Raw genomic sequence first — 20,228 nt, forward strand, 5'->3', positions numbered from 1 at the left:
GGGCAGTAGCCCGGTGCTGGAGGATCGCACCTGGTCGGTGAGGGTGGAGTTCGATCAACCCGGCGGCCTCTACGGCCTGATGGCCGTGGCGTCGAGCGAGGGGTTTGATTCCGCCGATTCGCCGGCGCGGTCGGTGGTGCTGGGCACCTATCAGCCTTCCATCGACGTGCCCGTGGTCGGAGGTTGGGTCGACAACCCGGTTCGCTTCGAAGGCGAGGGAAGACCGGGTGTTGGGCAAGTGGTGAGCTGGTTCAATCCGGATCAAGTCTGGGCTTCGGATCTCAACGTCGAAGCGGGTGGTTGGCAGGGCGGGGCGTCGCAATCGCTGTCCGCTGGCGGCAACTGGTGCCGGTTCAGGCAGACCATCACCGACACGGCGGATGGCGCGACGACTTCCGATTGGGTTGAGAGCGAGCGCTTCGAAGTCCGGCCGCCCAGCAGCCCGACCCAAGCATCGAACTCCCGATAAACGGTCATGAAACCTGTCGGTTCTGACAGTAGACGGCTTGGGCTCGCAAGCGCCAAATCACGTTAAGCAAACGCTCGGCCTGACGGCTTCGTCGGGCCGCTCCGGGCCGTTATCGAATTCGAGGACTCGTCCATGGCTGACTCCCGCCCCGCTTTACAGCTGCTGAATCAGGTGTTCAGTGACCAACAACTCACCCACTACGCAACGCTGCACACGTACCTCGAAGAGGGCGGTTCGATCTTTACGCTGGTGGAAAAGGGCGTGCAGGGATTGGTGAGGGACTTTGGCGTGAGCGCCGATGACGCTCGTCAGCTGTTACGGCGCCTCAACAGCATGGCCATTTACCTGCGGCGTCAGTTCATCGAGCACACCCTGTACGGTTCGGCAAAAGAGCAGCGGCGGGCAAGCAGTGGTTTACTGTCGATGGTTCAAGGCCCCAGTTTCGAGCTCTTGTTCAATCCTCAGTTCGACAGCTTGTGCCCACCCCAGGCCCTGGAGTCTTTCGCATCACCCGTGGCGTATTTGATTGAGTTGATGCGGTGGATCGAGCAACGCATCGAAGCGGTTTCAAGCGACACAAGCAAGTTGCCCTTGCATGACCGGCGCAAAGACCTGAAGCCGCTGAGCATCGATTTCAACGCAGTGCATCAATCGGTGTCGTCGGTGGACATCATCGTCCCGGTGCTGGAAAAGTTTATCGGTCTGCTTCCAGAGGAACTGGAACAGGCCATGATCGAGGCGCGTTATCCCAACGGGCTGCCGTACTTCCAGCATTGGGTCACGGTGGACACCGTTGCCCGCCACCATGGCCTGTCGGTGGGCAGTTTTGCCCAAAGCGTGAGCCCGTCCTTTCCGTATTTTTTCCAGACCCAGGCCTGGTACAGCGATGTGGGCCCGGCTCTGGCCCATGCGTCGCGGCTGGGGCCTTATCAGCGGCGGTTGCTCACCGAACCGCCCGTTGCCAGCGCGAACCGCACAGCTTTTTATTTGGAGAACTTCGGGGCTGGGGAGGGGGTGTGGGAAGACCTTGATCAGGTGCCTTTCTTCGGTGAGCGAACCAAGCTCGACACCCTGGGGCTTGAGGCGTTGTTGTCAGTACGGGGCTTTGCGCCTGCGCGTTCGGCCAATGTGACCTACCCGTCGCAAACGGTGCCTGAAGAACCGGAAAGCGGGCGCTCCGGTTCGGTTTATCTAAATGCCAATACCCACCCCGCTGTCCATATTACCGGTAGCGAAGAGGGCGATTCGTTTAGTCATGAACTCTCCGTGAGCCCAGGCGACGCCGTGGGGCTTGCGCGTTTCGACCGGATGAATCGCAAGTTGCGCCTGGATCAATGGCTGGCACTGCCCAGCGAACAGGTGGATGCGCTGCTGGTGGCGGCCATCAAGGCTGAAGTGCGCGGTGGTGCGCCGGCCGATAATTGGTGGATCACCGAACAGGTCGTGCATGCCCTCGGGCTGTTTCAGTCCTTGCGCGAGCGCTGTGAATGCCCGGTGAACGACTTTGCCGTGTTTATCGACGAGTTGTCGATTTACGGTCGCGGTGAAGCACTGTCCCAATTCGATCAGCTCTTCAATGGCCAGGGCGATTACCGTGACCCCTTGAAGCTCGACGGCGGAACGTTTCCGATCGTGCCGGCACCCGAGGTGCCCGACTTGACCGTCAGCCAATTGTGCAGCGCGTTGGGCATCGACCTGCAGACCTACAACTACCTGGCCCTGGCGATTGCCAATGCCCATGGCATCGACGGCGACAGTCTGCCGCGTAACCTGGCGATCGTGTCCAGTTTCTACCGCATGGTGAAGCTGCCCCGGCTGTTGGGCATTACCCCGGTCGAAGGCGTGTTGTTGCTGACGGTGTTGGGTGGGGAGCTTTGGCTCAACGGTTTGGCGGGTGTGCCCCGGATCAACTCCACCACAAGCGATAGCCCGGATGTGCTGAACCTCATCCAGGCCATGCAATTGTGTGTGGACTGGTGTGCCGATCACGACCTGCCGGTGCTTTGGATGGTGCAGCAGGTCTCGCCGCCTTCTGTGCTGGACGCTTCCCGGGACGCTGAGGGTCGGCTTTTTGAGCAGTTGCTCAATCTGTTGCCCGGCGCACTGCTTACCCACTCGGCGATCCTGATGGGCGGTGTGCCGGCGATGGCGGGCGCCAGTTGGCTGGAGCTGCTGGGGATGCAAACGACATTGGTCGAGTCCGATGGGCTGGTGATGTCGCGCACGGGAACCGAGGCTCAATACCTGGACTTTGCGCGAAGACAGCTTGATTACGCCGTGACCATCGGCCTTGGTGAACAATATGAACTGGAGCGCCCCGCCATCGTTGAGAGGCTGCTCGCCGTGGTGTTGGAGGCCAGGGACGCCCAGGTGTCGGTGGTCAAGGAATGCCTGGCGGTTTACACGGGTATCGGTTCCGAGCAAGCGCTCGAGGTGCTGGCGTGGGCCAATTCAACGGTGAGCCGGTTGCTGCGCCTGGTGCTCGAACGTGACCTTTCGCATCTTGAAGGCTCGGTGAAGCGACGCAACGCCTTGGCTGACCCATTGCTTGCGCTGCTGGCCGATGTGCGCCGTCGCAGTGCGGTGGTGGCGAAACTTGAGCTGAGCGCCGAGGTGTTGCGCGACTATCTGGATTACGGCCATAAAGCCTGGCTGGACCAGGACGACAAGCACGCGTTCACGGTGCGCACGCTTTATTACCTGACCACCCTCAACCGTGCGTTCGAGCTGAGCGACCAGCCGGCGCAGACGCTGCTCGACTACCTGCGCGAGGTCAATGCGCTGCCTTCTCCGATAGGGGGGCATGCACTGCGTCTGGCCGAACAAGCGGCGTCCATCCGGCTGGCCGGTTTTTTTGACTGGAGTGTGCAGGAGGTGCGCGAGTGCGTCAGCCGCTTGGAATCTGCGCAAAAAATCCTGAAAAACCTGCCCCAGCTCGATCTGTTGATGCGGGTCCGGGTGCTGGCGGCGCGCACCAGCATGGATGCCTTGACGATTTTCCTGATGGGCGGGCTGCCAGAAGAGATCAACAAACCTGCCTACAAGGCCGCCGCCGAACATGCCTTGCTGAGCCTGTCCGAATCCGATAGGCCGTTGGTGACCTTCACCGGGGATCTGAAGCAGCTCGTTACCGTGACGTGTGTCCCGGATAACACCGTGGTGGTGGCTGCGCCTGATGAAAAAATCACCTTTATCGTCACCCTTATGGACAGCGACGGGAACCCGTTGAGCGGCGTCAACGTTTACTGGAGCGCCGAATTGGGAACCATTGAAACCAAGGCCACGGAAACCAACGGAGTGGTTGAGGCCGAGTACAGGCCGGGCAAGGTGACGGGGTGGGATACGCCGCAATTCTGGCTCGATCTGTTTGAGCGCGAGTATGCCCCTACCGTCCAGGTCATTTTCGATAAGCTGCATATAGCCATCCCAAGGCAGTACATGTCACCGGTGCCTTTGGAAACGGTACCCCTCGGTCAGGAAGTCGAACTCTACGCCGTCATCCAGGACATTCATGGAAACCTTGCGAAAAACCATCCGACGCGCTGGTTAACCGTAGCTATGGGCGGCGGGGGAGGCACGGTGGTTTATCGGCCGGATCAGAGCTACACCAATCAAGAGGGGCTGGCCCGAACATTTGTTTCCAGCCCTACCGGTGGGAGGTTCCTGATCACCGTTGCTCCTGACGGTGGTAAGACAGCTGATTTCCCGACCATCACCTTTGAAAGCGAGGAGCAAGTACCATGACTCTGAACACGTTGAGTGACTTGCTCGAAAAACGCCGGACCGCTCTGATCGAATACAGCCTCGGGCACGTTGAAAAAAGTGGTCAGAATCCTCCGTACAACTTCCTGCGGACGCCGGCGGACCTGTTCGAACTGCTGCGCCTGGATCCCCTGGACAGTTACCCGGTGCAAAGCTCCTGGGTCGCCGAAGCGACCAGTTGCGCCCAGCAGTTCATCCACGCCGCCTACCGCAAACTGGAACCCGGCTATGCCGACACCGAGTTCGACAAGCGGGACCTGGCCACCTGGGAGCTCTACAACAACTACCCGGATTGGTCGGCGCTGCAAATGATCGCGCTGTACCCGGAAAACTTCATCAACCCCTTCGTGCGGCAGCGCAAGACCAGCTTGTTCAAGACCCTTGAAAACAACCTCAACCAGGCACACTTGAACAGCGATTCGGTGCAGGTTGCCTTGCAGGAGTACCTGCAAACCTTCGAGCAAACCTGCAACCTGGACGTGCTCAGCAGCTATATGGACAGCGTCTCGCCGGCCCGGGCCGACTACTACTTTGTCGGTCGCCAGCGGGTGCCGCCTTACCAATACTTCTGGCGCAAGGCCGAGGTCGAGCTCTCTCCCACTTGCCCGGCCATCAACCCGGCGGCCTGGAGTGAATGGCTGCCGGTGGACACGCCCACGGGCGTGACGATACTGGATATCCGCCCGGTGTTCTGGAGCGGAAGGCTCTGCCTGGTGTGGGCCGAATGGCAGTACAAGGTCGAAAGCGTGGACGAGGACGACGTAAGCCTGCCTCACCGGCTGGACATCAAAGTGGCGTTCATGGCCCAGAATGGCCGATGGTCGGCGCCGCTGAGCCTGCACAGCAGCGTGCATGACGACGACCTTTCCCAAGGCGCCCGGTTGATTGCGACGGTGTGGGCCGACCCCTACAACCCCAAGGGCAAGCTGGGCGTTTTTTTGACCAGCGCTGAGGACTCCCTCAAGGTGTTTGCGGTGCGTGACGTGTTGTTCCGCCCCGTGCCCTGGGACGATGGCGGCTGGCTGGAACACGCGGCGCTCAAGCGATTTGTCACGGCTGAGACGGTGCAACATCCGCTGATGAATCAGCCGACCATGGTCACCTCCGTGGAGAGGACGGGCAGTTTGACACCGTACCTGAGCCTGCAGGCGGTGGTGTTTCGCGACGCCAGCACCGACATGGACAAGCTGTTTGTGCAGGGCTATTGCAGGCCAACGGGATTGACCGGAGAGGCCACCTTTGACCTAACGTTGCAAAATTCGGCCGGCGACCCTCCACCCATTTCGGGAAGTTTTCCCTTGGCCGGTGGCTGGAGTACCGAATGGCAGGAGTTTCAGCGTGAGAGTGGCTCATGGCCGGAGCCGACAACGTTTTCGTTCGGGCATACCGCAACCACGGGTGGATATGGCCGAAATAAATTCGAACTGACCATCATCAACGTCACGAAGTTTGCCCCTGTCTCACTGCTCAAGAACAGCCTCGATGCAGCGCAGTTTCTCTCCCTCAACCAACCCGAGCTGACCCTTAAGTACGCCCGCCTGAATTCGCTGTTCGGCCCCGAGCTGGTGCAGCGCTCGAATATCTCCGTCGAGGCGGTGCTGGATTGGGACACGCAGTTTCTGCCGGAGCCGCCCCCGGAAAGCCAAACGATCAGCGAGCCGAACGGAGCCTTCGACGGCGCTAACGGTCTGTTTTTCTGGGAGCTGTTTTTCCACCTGCCGCATCTTGTGGCCACACGTTTGCGCACCGAGGACCGCTTCCTGGAAGCGCAGAAATGGTTGCATTACCTGTTCGACCCGCAAGCGCCGGCCGACCCGGCCAACGACCCTCAGTACCCGAATCCAAAACCGAAGTATTGGCGCTGCCGCCCCCTGAGCAGCGACGGCAACCTGGGCTGTGAAACCCAGGCGCCCACCGACCCTGACGCCATCGGCTATTCGGCGCCCCGGCACTTTCAGATTCTGGTGTTCTCGGAGTACGTCAAGAACTTGCTGGCCTGGGGCGACTGGTATTACCGCCAGCTCACCCGTGACAGCCTGGTGGCGGCCAAGCTGTGTTACGTGCAGGCCGAATTTCTGATGGGCAAAGCACCGGCGGTGCGCACGGTCAACCGCTGGGAAACCGATACGGTGGACAGCTTGATGAACAAAAGCAGGTCGCGGCCGGCGCTTGAGCAGTTCGAGCAAAGCCTGGCGTTCAGCCTCGCGGACTTCCCCACAGCCGCCGAAGCGCCGCCGCTGCTGGGGCTGTTGGCCAACGAGCCTTTCAAGGCTCCGATCAATGAGCAGTTGCTCGCGCTGTACGACTTGCCCGGCCAGCGCCTGCATAACCTGCGCAACAACCTCACCCTGGACGGCAAGCCACTGGACACACCGCTGTTCAGCCCACCCACCGATCCCAACGCGTTGTTGCGCGACCTGGCGGCCGGTGGTGTCGGTGCGCCAAGGCCCATGGGCGGTCGGTTGGTGGTGGGGGCTTTCCGCTGGCGCACGACGTTCGAGGTGGCATTGCGCGCCGTGCAGGCGCTCCAGGATCACGGCGCCCAGGTGCTGCGTCTGCTTGAACAACGGGACCAGGCCGAGCAGCAGGAACTGCAACAAAACCATCTGGTGGAACTGGGCAGCTACGCCCAGACGGTGCAGGAACAGAACATCACTCAGCTCCAGGCGAGCAGGACCGCGCTTCAGCAAAGCCGGGCGGTGGCACAGGAGCGGGCAACCGCTTATGAGCGTCTCTATAACGAAAACGTGTCGAAGGTTGAATACGAGGTCATGGAGAGTCTGCAGCTCTCGAAGACGTTGGGATTTGCCTCGACAAGCATCAAATCCACGGGGGCTGCGATTGCCGCAATCGCCAATATTTATGGCTTGGCCAACGGTGGGCATCGCCTGGAAAAAATCGCCGACGCGGTGTGTTACGGCTTGGATATTGCGTCATTAGGGCTGCAAGTTGATGCGGACAAACAAGCCACCACCGAAAGTTACCGGCGTCGCCGTGAAGAATGGCTACTGCAACGTAATCAGGCGCAGGCGGAGGTGCGTGCGCTCGATGCGCAAATCACCGCCCAGACCCACGCGGTGAGCGCCGCTCAAACCACGCTGGATCAAACCCTGCTGGCCAACAATCAGGCCTTGACGGTGTACAACTTCATCAAAAAGCGCGCGTCCAATGCCGAGTTGTATGGCTGGCTGCTGGGTCAGTTCAAGGCGTTGCATTACCAGGCCTACGATGCGGTCGTCAGTCTGTGCCTCAGCGCCCAGGCCTCGCTGAGTGCCGAAACCGGTGACTATGATTCGCAGATCCCCTTGCCCCAGGTCTGGCTGGACAACCGTCACGGTCTGACGGCAGGCGAACACCTGCGCGGGCATTTGATGCGCATGGAGCGCGAGTACCTGCAACGCTTTGAACGGCGGTTGGAGCTGGTCAAGACCATTTCCTTGCGCCAGTTGTTCGATGATGCGAGCGACCCGCAGGCCCCCAACAGCAGTTGGGCGAGCGCCCTGGATCAGTTGCGCACCAAGGGAACGCTGGAGTTCAAACTCTCTCAATTGCTGTTCGACCGCGACCACCCGGGGCATTACTGCCGGCAAATCAGCTCGGTCGAGGTCGACCTGCCTGTGCTGATCGGGCCCTATGAACATGTGCGTGCCACCTTGCTGCAGATCAGCAGCATGACGGCCACCAAGGCATCCCTTCCGGCGGTGATGTACTTGCATGATCCCGTGGGAAAAGTGGCGCCTTCCGATGTGCAGATCAACCTGCGCAGCGGTCAGCAGATCGCCTTGTCGATGGGGCTTGGCGACCACGGCATGGTGGCGATGAAACCCGATGACAGCATGCTCAACCCCTTCGAAAACACCGGGGTGGTCTCGCGCTGGCTGTTGAGTTTTCCAAGGGCGGACAAGGAGCCGCAGAAGAGCACACTGCTGTCGTTGACGGACATCATCGTGCGCATCCGTTACATGGCCAGGGCCGGCGAGCCACCGTTCGTGCGAGCCGTCGAAGATCAGATCAGCACGACTCCCCCCTCCTCAACCGTCGAAGGAGCAGCTCGCCATGAATAAGCCGATTGTCCTGGCCAATGAAAATCTGGTGCTCAATGGCGACTTCGAAGAGTGGATTGATTACTGGATACCGGGACCGACGGGTGACTGGGGTACTGCTAGGGATTGGTATGAGGAGGAGGGCCAGTACCTTCGTTTTCTGACCGCCGGTAATGGTGCGTCGGTCAGTCAGGCGCTGACGGCGCCCAAGGATCCAGGCGCTCAAGCTCGCTACGTCCTCACGTTCCTGTGCGAGACGTACCATACCGAAACGGGCAGGCTGGTGATCAGCAGCGATAAACAGCCGCAGGAGCAGGAAATTCCGTTGCCGCCGGGGCCAGCCCGGGATGTGGAGGAAGATCAGGCACGGCTGAGGGAGGGGCAGCCGCGGGCGTATAGACCTATTGCCTACAACGTACCGTTGGACCTGCCGTTCAACGCTCAAGACACCCTCACGCTGAGTATTCAAAGCCCGCGAAACATTCCCGGTGACGTCCTCTCGGAGATCCGCATCACGCGCATCAACCTCCAGGTGTACCTTGAGCCAGTGCTGATGCAAGCGTTCAAGCTTGACGAGCAAACACTGCCGGCAACCGGGCCTTTGTACGTGTGCCTGGGGGCCTCGGGTGACTTGGCTCATCAGCTTGAATTCAGGCCCGATCCGGACAATGCATGGGCCGGCACCCAAGCCGCGTTGACCAGCGATGACAACCCCCAGGGCGCGGTGCTCGCGACCCCGGCCTGGGGTGTGGATCACCCGTTGGATTCGGCCTGGGCCCTGGACTGCCCGGCGATCGGTGAAGACGGTCCCTATCTGTTTTCGATGGACCTGGTTAACCAGTACGCCGCCGATGCTTATCCGGTGCAGGTGTCCCTGGGGCATCATCGGCTGGCCTTTCGTGGCGTGCTCGAGGCGGCGTATTACCCGGTGCTTGAATACGACCAAAGTGTGCGCTTGGGGGTGCAGGTCACTTCCTATTACACCGGGCAACCCTTGAGCGACCGCACCGTGAACTGGACCTCCACGACCGGGCAGGTCACCGGCGTTGCCGTCAGCCGAACTGACGGCTGGGCCTACTTCGATTTTCAACCGACGCAGGCCGGTGATGTCGAGATCCAGGCGTCGGTCGAGAGCCTGTACTACGCCTCTGGCACGTTGACTCAAACCCTGACAGTGCGGGTGCTGGCCACGGATCCGTGGAAGGATGTGCTGACGGTGGTCGAGGGGGTTGAGTCGCGTTGGGAGGAAAAAACCGGTTACCCCAACCGCGGCTCGGAGTATCCCCTCGACGTGAAACTGCCCGCCGCCAGCCCCTTGCAGGGGACGCAGCTGTCGTTGCATTGGAGTGGTGATTCCCACGAGCAACTGGGGGTGGCCGTCAGCCCGGCCCTTGAAGCTCCGGTGCCGGTCACCGGCGCCGAACTGGCCTGGACCTTGACCAGCGAAGATCGGTCTGACGGTCGGTTCGACCTGCAACTGACCTGTTCGAAACTGTTGCTGCCTTCACCGAAAAAAAACATGTCGCTGGCGCGCAATCTGGTTCGGGTGGGTGAAGTCCGAGAGGCCAACAAGTTTCCCGTGGTGGACGAAAACGAAAGCGTGCTGTTGCGGGTGCAGGTGGTGCACTTCGTGGCCAGCGGCGACGGCGATCCGGTCATCAATGCCCAGGTCGAATGGAAAACCGGGGGCGAGACGCTATCCACCGTTACCACCGGCATCGGCGGTTGGGCCAGTGTGTTGTACACGCCGCAGAGTGCGGGGGACAAAGTGGTCATCGCCAGCATCAAGGCCCATGGCGAGGCCGTGGCGGTGGAGCGCCCGTTTGAGGTGAAGGCGATTGCCACCAGCCCCTGGAAAAACGAGGTCAGTATTCTGCTCGATGGCGAGGTGGTCGAGCGCAATGCGCTCGGTGTGCTCTGCTGGCGCGGGCAGACGCACACACTCAAAGTGCTGCCCAATTCCGGCAGTTCGTGGATCGGTAAGAACATCAGTCTGCATTGGCGCGGGACGGCGCCGGATATCGGGCTGGTGCCCAGTGATCTTGGAACGCCCAAGCAGTTGGTGGCAGCCGGTGCGCAATGGACGCTCGCCTCACAGGTCAATAGCAGCACCAGCAGCCTGTTTGAGCTGGAGTTGCGCCTGGAGAGCGTTTCAGTCGTCCGCGAGCTGACGGGGCGATTGATGTCCGAGAATCTGACGGAAGAAGTCAGCCTGAGACTCGACCAGGTAACCGCCGCACTGGACGCCCAGGCGCTTTATCCGTGTCTGGGCGCGCTTCATCGTTTTAGCGTTTTACCCAATGCGCTGAGCCCGCTGGTGGGGTTGGAATCAACGCTGGCGTGGTCGGGGACACCCGCCGAGGAACTGGGGGCAACGATTCGCCCTGCGTTGAATCTTGCGCAACCGATCAACGACGGCGGCGCGATCTGGACGCTGGACTTTACCGCCAGTGAACAACCGGGCGAGTTTGCCCTGGCGTGGGCAGTGCCTGCGCTGGACTTCGTCGCCACGGCCAAGCCGATGACGCTGGCGCATAACAAAGTCAGGATCCAGAGCTGGCGCGAATCGCCGGTCGACCCAGTGGTCGGGCAGGATCCTGCGTGGCTGTGGGTCCAGGTGGTTTCCCACTTCACCGGGCGTGCCGTGGATCAGGTGCCGGTGACTTGGACAGCGGGCAGTTCAAGCGCGCAACCCACCGACGCCGATGGTTGGTCGGGTTTTGCCGTGGCGCCGGCCGCCGCCGGCACCCAGGCGGTGAAGGCCTCGGTCAGCAGTCGTTACGACGGCTACGAAGAGGAGCGCAACTTTGAGGTCATGGCGCTGGCAAGCGATCCGTGGGCGGGGCTGACGGTCCGGTTTGATGGCGCGCCCGCGCGACCCTGGGGTGAAAAAACCTACTTTCCGCGCCGCAAGGGCGAACATGTTTTTGAGCTGATGGCCTCCGAGAACAGCCCTTTGTTCGAGCGTGAGCTGACGCTTGGCATGACCGGAACCGGGCCCACCGAACTGGGCATCAGCTTTTTACCTGACCCCTTGGGAATGCCTCGCGAGTTTCCCAGCGAGGGCTTGCGTTTCACGCTCAAGGCCGGCGATCTGAAGGACGGCAGCTTTGCCTTGCGCCTGGCGTCCCAGCGTCTGGCCAACCTGTCCCCGGCGAACGCGATGTCGTTGGGCGAGGGCGAGCAAGTGCTGGAGATCCGCTGGGACAGCGGGGTTCAGCAAATACTGGAGTGGGAGCAGGAACTGGTCGAACAGGTCACCGTGATCTCCTCCATCAGTGGCAGGCCTATTGCCGGGGTGATCGTGACCTGGCGCGGTGATGACCTGGGGGAAGTGACCACCGTGACCGATTATTACGGGGTGGCGCGCGTGCGTTATGTGCCCACCACGCCCGGCGCGGCACAGTTGACTGCGACGGTGGGGGAAGGGCCGTACGCGGCATCGGTGGCGCTGTCGTACTTCTTGCACGAGCCCCGGGAAATCCAGTCGCTCACCAGCGACCAAGCCAATGGTCATATCGGCGAGCTGGTTTCAGCGCTCGTTACCGTGGTGTCGGCCATGACCGGCGAGCCCTTGGAAGACGTCGAGGTGCGGTGGGAGTACCCCCACATCACGATTGCGCCGACCCGGACAAATGCCGACGGGCAAGCCCCGGTGCAGTTCAGGTTGCCTGGCGTGCGGAAGGGGGGGCTATACGCCATTGTCACGGGGGGCTATGCGGGATGGGAGGTGGCAGGTCTGACCTTTGAGCTGCTGCCCAATGACATGACCTGGCTTCAGGAATTCAACCCCTACATCAATGGCCAACCCGTAAGGTGGCCTGACGTGGAACTGAATCTGGTCCCCGGAGAGGTTTGCACGCTGACGCTGGATTATGAGTACAGCTGGTTGATCGGCGATCCGGATGCGCAAGTCCTTCTGGAATATAAGCCGGGCGAAGAAGCACAGGGTTTGGTATTCGATCCGCCGTTGGGACAGCTGGTGGCGATGGAGGCGGGGAGTACTGCGTTGAGTTGGTCTATCTCCACCCAGGAGACCCAGATTGACCCGTTTGTACTGCAATTCGATATGCCGCTGATGAGCGGGATGCCGAAGTCTCCGCCCTTGCCGGGGCAAATAAGTCAGCCGGAGTTTGAGAACACGTTTGACGAAATTCCAGTGACTTTTGGAGGCAGTGCCTATCCCTGCCATGGCGCAAGGCACACCTTTACCGTGCGACCGCACTCCTCCAGCCAGTTTCTGAATAAAAATGTAAAACTGGTATGGAGCGGGGAGCCCGCCGCAGATCTCGGTGTGGTGATCACCCCCCCATTGCACACTCCCCAGTTGCTGGGCCCGGAGGGCGTGACGTGGCAGTTGAATTTCTTGAATACGACCCAGGATGCGGACTTCTCCTTGCACATGGAAGCCGTGGAGTCGGGGGAGACGACTGAGGTATTGGCCATGTCATTGGGCAATAACCTGGTAAAGGTTGAACGTTGGACGACGAGACTGAATACGGACAGCTCAACGACGAGTCCGCCACCTGATCGTATAAAGAGCATTCGTGCCCGTTCTCGGTATTCGAATAAAGTCGCCGCCGGGCTTGAGGTACTCGTCAACGGAGGGCCTTACGGCATTCGCACCGATGAACGCGGTGAGGCTTCAATAGGCGAATTTGGAGACGATAATTTTCATTTGTCGATCCGTAACCGTTACGACGGAAGTACGGTCTGACAACGCTTCTGAGGTTCTACAAATTCCCCGCCTTCTTCCACCCCAGATACAACGTCACCAGCTCGGCCCCCAACTCCCCGGGCCGGGCTTGCAGCACCGCCACCCCATGGGCACTCAAGCGCTCATGCAATTCGGCCCGGGCGTTCAAATAATCCACTGTCCCGCAATAGGTCAGGGCTTCGGGCAACGTTTGCACCGGCGTCTGGCGTAAGCGGTCGAGGGCCTCTTCCCGCAGGCTCGCCACCAACACCCGATGCTGCTGGCCGAGCCGTTTGACGGCGGTGAGCAGTTCTTCGTCGTCCTCATCCCGAAGATTGGTCACCAGCACCACCAGGGCTCGGCGCTTTTGCCGGGTCAGCAGTTGGGTGACGGCGGCCTGGTAGTCGGCCGGGCGTTGGCTGCTGTCCAGGTCGTACACGGTGTTGAGCAACACGTTGAGTTGGCCGGTGCCTTTGACCGGTGCGAGGTAGCGTGGCTGTTCGCTGGCGAAGGTGATCAGGCCCACGGCGTCACCCTGGCGCAGCGCGGTGTAGCTGAGCAGCAGGCAGGCGTTGAGGGCGTGGTCGAAGTGCGCCAGCTCGCCGTCCTGGCTGCGCATGCGCCGGCCGCAATCGAGCATGAAGATGATCTGCTGGTCGCGCTCGTCTTCGTACTCCCGGGCAATCGGTGTGCGATGGCGGGCAGTGGCCTTCCAGTCGATCTGGCGCAGGCTGTCGCCTTCGCGAAATTCGCGCAGTTGATGAAACTCCTGCCCCTGGCCGCGCCGTTGGCGCTGGCGGATACCCAATTGGCTGAGCCAGTTGTCCACCGCCAGCAGTTGACCGTCGTAGAGTCTGGCGAAATCCGGGTAGACGCGGGTGTGGTCGAGGGCGTCCAGCAGACGTTTGCCGGCCCACAGGCCCAATGGGCTGGGCAGGCTGATTTCGCAGTGTTCAAAGCTGAAGTGACCGCGCTTGAGCGGGCGCAGGCGGTAGCCAACCTGGCTATGTTGACCGGGTTGCAGCTCGACCGACAAGGGGAGGCTTTCGAAGTCCAGGCCGTCGGGGACGTGATCGAAGACCTGAACATTCAGCGGCTGCGCAAAGTCATGGCTGATCTGTAGCCGCACTTCGCTCCAGCGACCCAGTGCCAGGCTGCCGGGCATCTGCCGTTGCACCCGGGGCGAGGGCAAGTGCTTGAGGCGTACGGCATCAAGTATTGCTAGGGCCAGAAGGGCCAGCAGCAACCCCCAGTGGATCGACAGCAACATCGATGGAACCGCAACGCCCAGCGCCCGCAACGCGCCCAGCACGATGCCGAGGGCCAGCAGAATGGCGAGCCAGGTCAGCAGTAGGCGCGCGGGTTTCATGGGGGCGTTCCCTTGGAGAAGGTATTTGCTTTGGTAAAAGAGTTTGCCGCCAAGAGGTTTCCTGTGGCGAGGGAGCTTGCTCCCGCTGGACGCGTAGCGTCCCCTTGCGGTGTGCCAGGCAAAACCAGGGGGCTGCTTCGCAGCCCAGCGGGAGCAAGCTCCCTCGCCACAGAAAGCGGTCTTGCCTCAAGAAGTGCTCTTGGCACAGGCCGCCTCCTCACAACCGCGGCGCCGGCACTTGATCGAGCAGTTGCCCCAGCACCTGATCCACCGAAAGCNAGCGGTCTTGCCTCAAGAAGTGCTCTTGGCACAGGCCGCCTCCTCACAACCGCGGCGCCGGCACTTGATCGAGCAGTTGCCCCAGCACCTGATCCACCGAAAGCCCTTCGATGTCCAGCTCCGGTGCCAGCCGCACCCGGTGGCGCAGCACGGCCAGGGCGCAGCCCTTGATGTCATCCGGCACCACGAATTCGCCGCCGCGCAACAATGCCCGGGCCCGGGCGCAGCGCACCAGGGCAATCGAGGCACGCGGCCCGGCGCCCAGGGTCAGGCCCGGCCAACTGCGGGTGGTGCGGGCCAGGCGCACGGCGTAGTCGAGCACCTGATCGTCCATCGGCAGGTCACTGGCGATGCGTTGCAGCGCTTGCACGTCCTTGGCCTGCAACACCGTGCGCAACGGTTGTACATCGAGCATGTCGGCCCGGGTCGAACGGCTGACCTGACGGACCATGTTCAATTCCTGGTCGGCGTCGGGATAGTCCATGCGCACTTTGAGCATGAAACGGTCGAGCTCGGCTTCCGGCAGCGGGTAGGTGCCTTCCTGTTCGATCGGGTTCTGGGTGGCGAGCACCATGAACGGTTGGGCGATGGGCAAGGCGCGACCTTCGAGGGTGACCTGGCGTTCCTGCATGGCTTCGAGCAGCGCCGCCTGGGTCTTGGCCGGGGCGCGGTTGATTTCGTCGGCCAGCAGCAGGTTGGTAAACACCGGCCCCTTGCGCAGCTTGAACTGCTCGGTTTGCAGGTCGTACACCGCGTGCCCGGTGACGTCGCTGGGCATCAGGTCGGGGGTGAACTGGATGCGCGCGAATTCGCCGCCGAAACAGCGTGCCAGGGCGCGCACCAGCAGCGTCTTGCCCAATCCTGGAACCCCTTCGAGCAAGACGTGCCCGCCGGCGATCAGGGCCGTGAGCACATCGTCGATCACCGCGGCCTGGCCGACCACCGCCTTGTGCAGCTCGGTGCGAATAGCCTGGGCCAGTTGACTGGCGCGCTGGCGCTGTTGGGCGGCGTGGGTCTGGCCGCCGGCAGGTTCGTTCTCTTCAGTCATAAGGCATTCCTGAGGGTTTGCAGATGGGCGACCTGACGGCAGAACTCAGCGCTGGACATGCGCTGTTGCGGTCGGGGGCTTAAGGCCTGGCTGATGGCCCGCGTGGGTTGGCGGGTCAGACGGGCGAGCACTTGCCACTGTTCGGCCACGGCCAGTTGTTCGAAACCGGGATGCAGATGGCGTGCCCGGCGCAGCACGTCCTGTTGCAAGCTGTGCAGCAGATGCTGACGGCCATTGTGTCGTAGATGAAAACCGGCGCTGGCCTGCACGTGTTCCTCCAACTGGCGCCGCGCCTTGGGAGCCGGTTGTTGCAGCGGGCCCTGACGCACCGCCGAACGCCAGAGCCAGAGGGCGATCAAGGCCAGCAGCGCCACCAAGGCCTGGGGGAAATAACGCAACAACAGGGCCAGCAAGTTGTCGTGGTCGATGTCGTACAGCAGCGTCACGTGGGTGTCGGCGCTCAAATACCAGAGCAGCCAGGCGTTGTCGTATTGGTCGATATGGTCGTTCTTCCACAGCTCGGCGTCGGTGAGCACGGTGATTGAGCCCAGGCCGTGGTTGAGCTGCATCATGTGGGTCGCCAACGCGCTGTTGGCCCAGGCCTGGGCGAGGTTTTGCGGGTCTTCGAGGTGGAAATCGGTGTCGAAGCCCACATACGCGGGCGCTTCTTCGTCCTCCAGGTACAGCTTGGTCAGCTTGGGGTAGCGATCCTTGATGAGTTCGGGCTCCGGCGCCTTGAGGTCCTTGCTCAGGAATTGACGCAGGCGCACACGGTCCAGCAATAAGTCGCCGCTGCTGGCGGTACTGTTATCCCACAAGGCTTCGGCGACAAACAGCAATCGTCCACCGGCCTGGGCCCAGTTCATCAACTGATCGACTTCCCGTGGGGTCATGTGGGTGCGTTCACCCAACAACAGCAGGCTGCGCTGATCAGGCTCAAGGTTGGGCAGGACGTCCAGATTATTGGCGTGCTCGACGTTTATGCCCTGCCGGCGCAGGAAATGTTCGGCGGCCAGGTAGGGATTGGCCTGGGCCTCGGGGGAGGGGCCGTGATCGATGGTTTCCTGATAGGGCACGGCCTTCAGGAACAGGTAAATGCCCAACACGCACAACAGCGCGGCCACCCCGGCGCCGACCAACAACCCTGCGCGGCGATTCATCGAGACGCCTCCGGCCCGAACAACCCGCGCCAGTCATCGCACAGTTGCTGTTGCAGATGGGGCGGCGGCGGGCGATGGCCGTATGCAATGTTTTGCCAGTGCTGAGTCAGGTGTTGGCTGAACGTCAGCAGGCGTTCATGCTCAAGCTGTTCGATGCGTTGCAGCACCTGGCCTTCGGTGTCGGCCGGCTTCAAGGGAAGCGCAAAGTCATGATGCAACCGGCTGAGCAAGGCCCGATACAGCAGCCCCAGGGCCTGGCGAGGGTCAGCGGCCCATAGTTGTTCCACGCTGGTGGCCACGTCGTCCGGCAGGCTTTCTTCGCGAATATCCAGACCGAACATCTGCGCCGGCATCGCTCGTGCCGCGGGTGGGCGTTTTGTCGGTCGCAGATTCACCAAGGCCCTGAGCCTTTCCCGGTAGCGCCAGGCTAGCCAGGCAATCGCCGCCACCAGGCAGGCCCACAGTACGATCTGGATCAGCGCGGCGGCGATGTCGAAGCGTTGGCCGCTGATCCATTTGAACCATGCCTTGAGCCAGCCCGGCGCTTCGTCGGTCTCGGCCGATTCGGCGGTTTCTTCACCCAGTCGATAGCGGGTGACCGTTTCCGGGTTCTTGAACGGCGGAGCCTGGAGGATCGCCTTGATGCTGTCCTTGGAGGCTTCGCTGGTAAGAGGTTGGTTGAGCAGCCGCGGGCTGTCGGGGCCGGTGTTGTCTTCGGCGGCCCAGGCCGGCGGTGCCAGCGGCACCAGCAGCAGTGCCAGCAGCATCAGCGCGGGGGCGGTGCTGCTCAGGCGTTGGCGCAGGCGTCGGAACACCAGTTCAATGTCCCAGGCTTCGAGTATCGTGCGCCGGTTCAGGTAGAGGCTGAAACCGCAGGCGACATACACCGGCTCCCAGACGATCAGCAGCAGGGGATACAACAAGTTGATCAGGTGTTCGAGCCACAACCAGTCGTGCTCGGCGACGGCGATCAGCGTCTGCCAGTTCCATTGCAGTTCGACCTGTTGCGGCACGAGCAGGTAGAACAGGGCCATGAGGCCGAACCACAAGGCGATCTCCAGGTGGACGCCGATCACGGTCAGCCATTGCGCGGCGCCACGGTTGCGTTGCAGCAGCACCCGCAAGCGCTGTTCACGCGCCTCGCCGTCGAGTCCTTCGAGTTGCACCACGGGCATCAGGAAGCTGCGACTCAGGCTCAGTCGTCGCCAGGTCAGGCTTGCCAGCAACTGGGGTTTGAGCAGTGTGGGCCACTGGCGCAAGGCCTGTTTCAGCGTCGGTGTTTCGCCGAACAGCGACTTGGACAAAATGTACAGGGGCAAACGGTCAAAGGCCGGTTTCAACCACCAGAACAGGAACATCGCCAGAGAGGGCGAATCCCACAGCAGCAGGGACAACAGCGCAAACACCGGCAGCGTGATGACGGCCCAGCTGGTCATCAGCAAACGTCGATGCTGCTGGCTCATCAACACGCCCAGGTCCATGGCTTCCCAGGTGGTGCGCGGGCGGATGACCACGGTGGCATCACTCAGACGCATGGCGGGTCCGTCCGGCAAACACCAGATAACTGATCACCAGAAGCCACAACAAGGCGCCGACCGTGTATTTGGTCGCGGCTGTCACGGCGCTGGAGGACCAGTACGCTTCGATGAACGCGGCAATCAGCAGCAACAGCATCACGCCGCCGACCATCAGCACACTTTTGCCGGCGGCGATCCGCAAGGCCTCGCCTCGGGTGAGGCGCCCCGGCGCGATCAACGCCCAGCCCAGTTGCAGGCCGGCGGCGCCGGCCAACGTGATGGCGGTGAGTTCGAAGGCGCCGTGGCCGATGACGAACGACCAGAACGTCCCACCCGAGCCGATCTGGGTCAGATGCCCGGCCACCGCACCAATGGTCAGGCCGTTGAAAAACAGGAAGAACGCGCTACCCAGGCCAAACATCAAGCCACTGGCGAATGTCTGAAAGGCGATGCCGATGTTGTGCATGATGTAGTAGCCGAACATGACCCAGTCTTGGCTGGCGGCCCGCTCGATCGAACGCCCCAGGTGCCCGCTGGCCGGGTCGTACATGCCACGTATCTGGCTGACTTCCTCGACGCTCAACAGGCTGTAGACCAGCTCGGGAAACAGATAGACCAGCAGCCCGATGCCGATCAGGCTACCCATGAACATCGCTCCGGCGGCCAGTACGAAACGCCATTGTTCCCGCACGAGTCGGGGGAAACCGGCCAGGATGAAAGTCGAAAGGCCGGTCGATGGCCGGCTGCGATCCCGATAGAGTTGCTGGTGACCGCGCAGCGCCAACTGCTGCAGCGTGTCGACCAACAGGCTGCTGTAACCCCGTGCCTGGGCCAGCGCCAGATGCTGACAAAGCCTGCGGTAGGCAGGAGGAAAGTCACTGCTTTGGGGCACGTTACGGCTGCGCTCCAGTTGATCGAGTTGTCGGGACAGTCGGTCCCATTCGCCTTGGTGGCGGCTTTCGAACAGACTTTGTTTCATGTCGGCCCCAGCAGGCCACGGGCGATGCCATTGAGTTCGGCCACGGCTCTGGGGGCCTGGACGTTCAGTGGCGCGGCCAGGATGCTCGCCAGTTCGTTGACCCGCGCTTGGGACAGTTCAGCCTGGCGTTCAGCGAAACCCAGCACGGCGCGTTGCTCGTTCAGGCTCAGGGTAAAGGGCGGTCGTATCGACTGCGCCAGGGGCAGCGCGGGACGTTTGACCGGTTGCTCGCGATACACCACCAGGGTGCCGGCGGCCAGGTCTCCCAGGCGTTTGAAGGCAGGATGTTGCAGGCAACTGATTGCCCCGAAGGTGTAGCCGAAGGGCAGCATGTCGACAAAACGCAGCAGGTTGCGGATCAGTGAAGCGGACCAGCCGATAGGCCTGCCGTCGTCCTGCACCACTCGCAACCCCATGATCTGCTTGCCGGGGGAGCGCCCCTGGTTCAGCACCTCGAACAGCACCATGTACCACCAACTGACAACGAACAGCAGGATGGAGCCCAGGCCAATGCCCAGCTCACCAAAAAACGCCAGGATGATGAACACCAGCCCCAGGACCAGCCCGCGTATGCCCAGGTCGATGGCAAAGGCCAGCGCACGAGGCATCAACCCCGCCGGGCGCAGCGGCAGGTCGATGCCTTCGGGCGTTTCAACCTGATACCGCGTATCGAGTGGCGGGGGCAGCGTCGCGTTCCTTTGCAGTGCTGGTCTCTCGAGCATGGTCAACCTGAGTGATGGGCCGGTTCGAACGTTCAGTCTCGGTCCCGATGCTAGCAGTCTTCGTGCGGGCAAACGACATAACTATGTATGTCATTTCATGGCTTGCCACAGGATTCAGGGCCCGAACACAAAAGCAGAACCCCTGTGGGAGCGAGCTTGCTCGCGATGACCACGGCACATTCAG

The 20,228-nt window shown here is 61.8% G+C and carries 9 protein-coding genes and 1 pseudogene; 4 read left to right on the forward strand and 6 right to left on the reverse strand.

From position 1 onward, the window contains the following. The 4 genes and pseudogenes from MKS85_RS28005 to MKS85_RS28020 all read left to right on the forward strand — a co-directional run. A pseudogene (locus MKS85_RS28005) lies at window positions 1-469 on the forward strand (hypothetical protein); the annotation flags it as partial. A gap of 132 nt (window positions 470-601) precedes the next feature. Then, window positions 602-4,213: a Tc toxin subunit A gene (locus tag MKS85_RS28010; protein ID WP_188252478.1), complete on the forward strand. Its 3,612-nt coding sequence runs from the start codon at window positions 602-604 to the stop codon at window positions 4,211-4,213. Then, the gene (locus tag MKS85_RS28015) at window positions 4,210-8,295 is read left to right on the forward strand and encodes a neuraminidase-like domain-containing protein (protein WP_188252477.1); all 4,086 of its coding nucleotides are present in this window, start codon (window positions 4,210-4,212) and stop codon (window positions 8,293-8,295) included. The genes MKS85_RS28010 and MKS85_RS28015 overlap by 4 nt, the downstream gene beginning before the upstream one ends. Then, on the forward strand, window positions 8,288-12,991 hold the full coding sequence (locus MKS85_RS28020) for a hypothetical protein (protein WP_310663229.1): 4,704 nt from the start codon (window positions 8,288-8,290) through the stop codon (window positions 12,989-12,991). The genes MKS85_RS28015 and MKS85_RS28020 overlap by 8 nt, the downstream gene beginning before the upstream one ends. 16 nt (window positions 12,992-13,007) lie before the next feature. Here the strand turns inward: MKS85_RS28020 and MKS85_RS28025 are convergent, their stop codons facing one another. From MKS85_RS28025 to MKS85_RS28050, 6 genes are all read right to left on the reverse strand, one after another. Then, the gene (locus MKS85_RS28025) at window positions 13,008-14,339 is read right to left on the reverse strand and encodes a DUF58 domain-containing protein (RefSeq protein WP_188252021.1); all 1,332 of its coding nucleotides are present in this window, start codon (window positions 14,337-14,339) and stop codon (window positions 13,008-13,010) included. Between the two features lie 322 nt (window positions 14,340-14,661). Further along, window positions 14,662-15,666, reverse strand: coding sequence for a MoxR family ATPase (locus tag MKS85_RS28030; protein WP_047227100.1), 1,005 nt, complete (start codon window positions 15,664-15,666; stop codon window positions 14,662-14,664). Beyond that, window positions 15,663-16,826: a DUF4350 domain-containing protein gene (locus MKS85_RS28035; RefSeq protein WP_188252020.1), complete on the reverse strand. Its 1,164-nt coding sequence runs from the start codon at window positions 16,824-16,826 to the stop codon at window positions 15,663-15,665. Before MKS85_RS28035 ends, MKS85_RS28030 begins: the two co-directional genes overlap by 4 nt. Continuing rightward, entirely contained in the window at window positions 16,823-18,361 is a 1,539-nt protein-coding gene (locus MKS85_RS28040) for a DUF4129 domain-containing protein (RefSeq protein ID WP_188252019.1), read from the reverse strand. The genes MKS85_RS28035 and MKS85_RS28040 overlap by 4 nt, the downstream gene beginning before the upstream one ends. After that, window positions 18,348-19,322, reverse strand: coding sequence for a stage II sporulation protein M (locus tag MKS85_RS28045; RefSeq protein ID WP_188252018.1), 975 nt, complete (start codon window positions 19,320-19,322; stop codon window positions 18,348-18,350). The genes MKS85_RS28040 and MKS85_RS28045 overlap by 14 nt, the downstream gene beginning before the upstream one ends. Next, window positions 19,319-20,044, reverse strand: a complete 726-nt coding sequence (locus tag MKS85_RS28050; protein ID WP_076383680.1) for an RDD family protein — start codon at window positions 20,042-20,044, stop codon at window positions 19,319-19,321. Before MKS85_RS28050 ends, MKS85_RS28045 begins: the two co-directional genes overlap by 4 nt. Window positions 20,045-20,228: the final 184 nt, after the last annotated feature.

The organism is Pseudomonas sp. JL2 (assembly GCF_031570495.1).
Taxonomy (GTDB): Bacteria; Pseudomonadota; Gammaproteobacteria; order Pseudomonadales; family Pseudomonadaceae; genus Aquipseudomonas; species Aquipseudomonas rhizophila.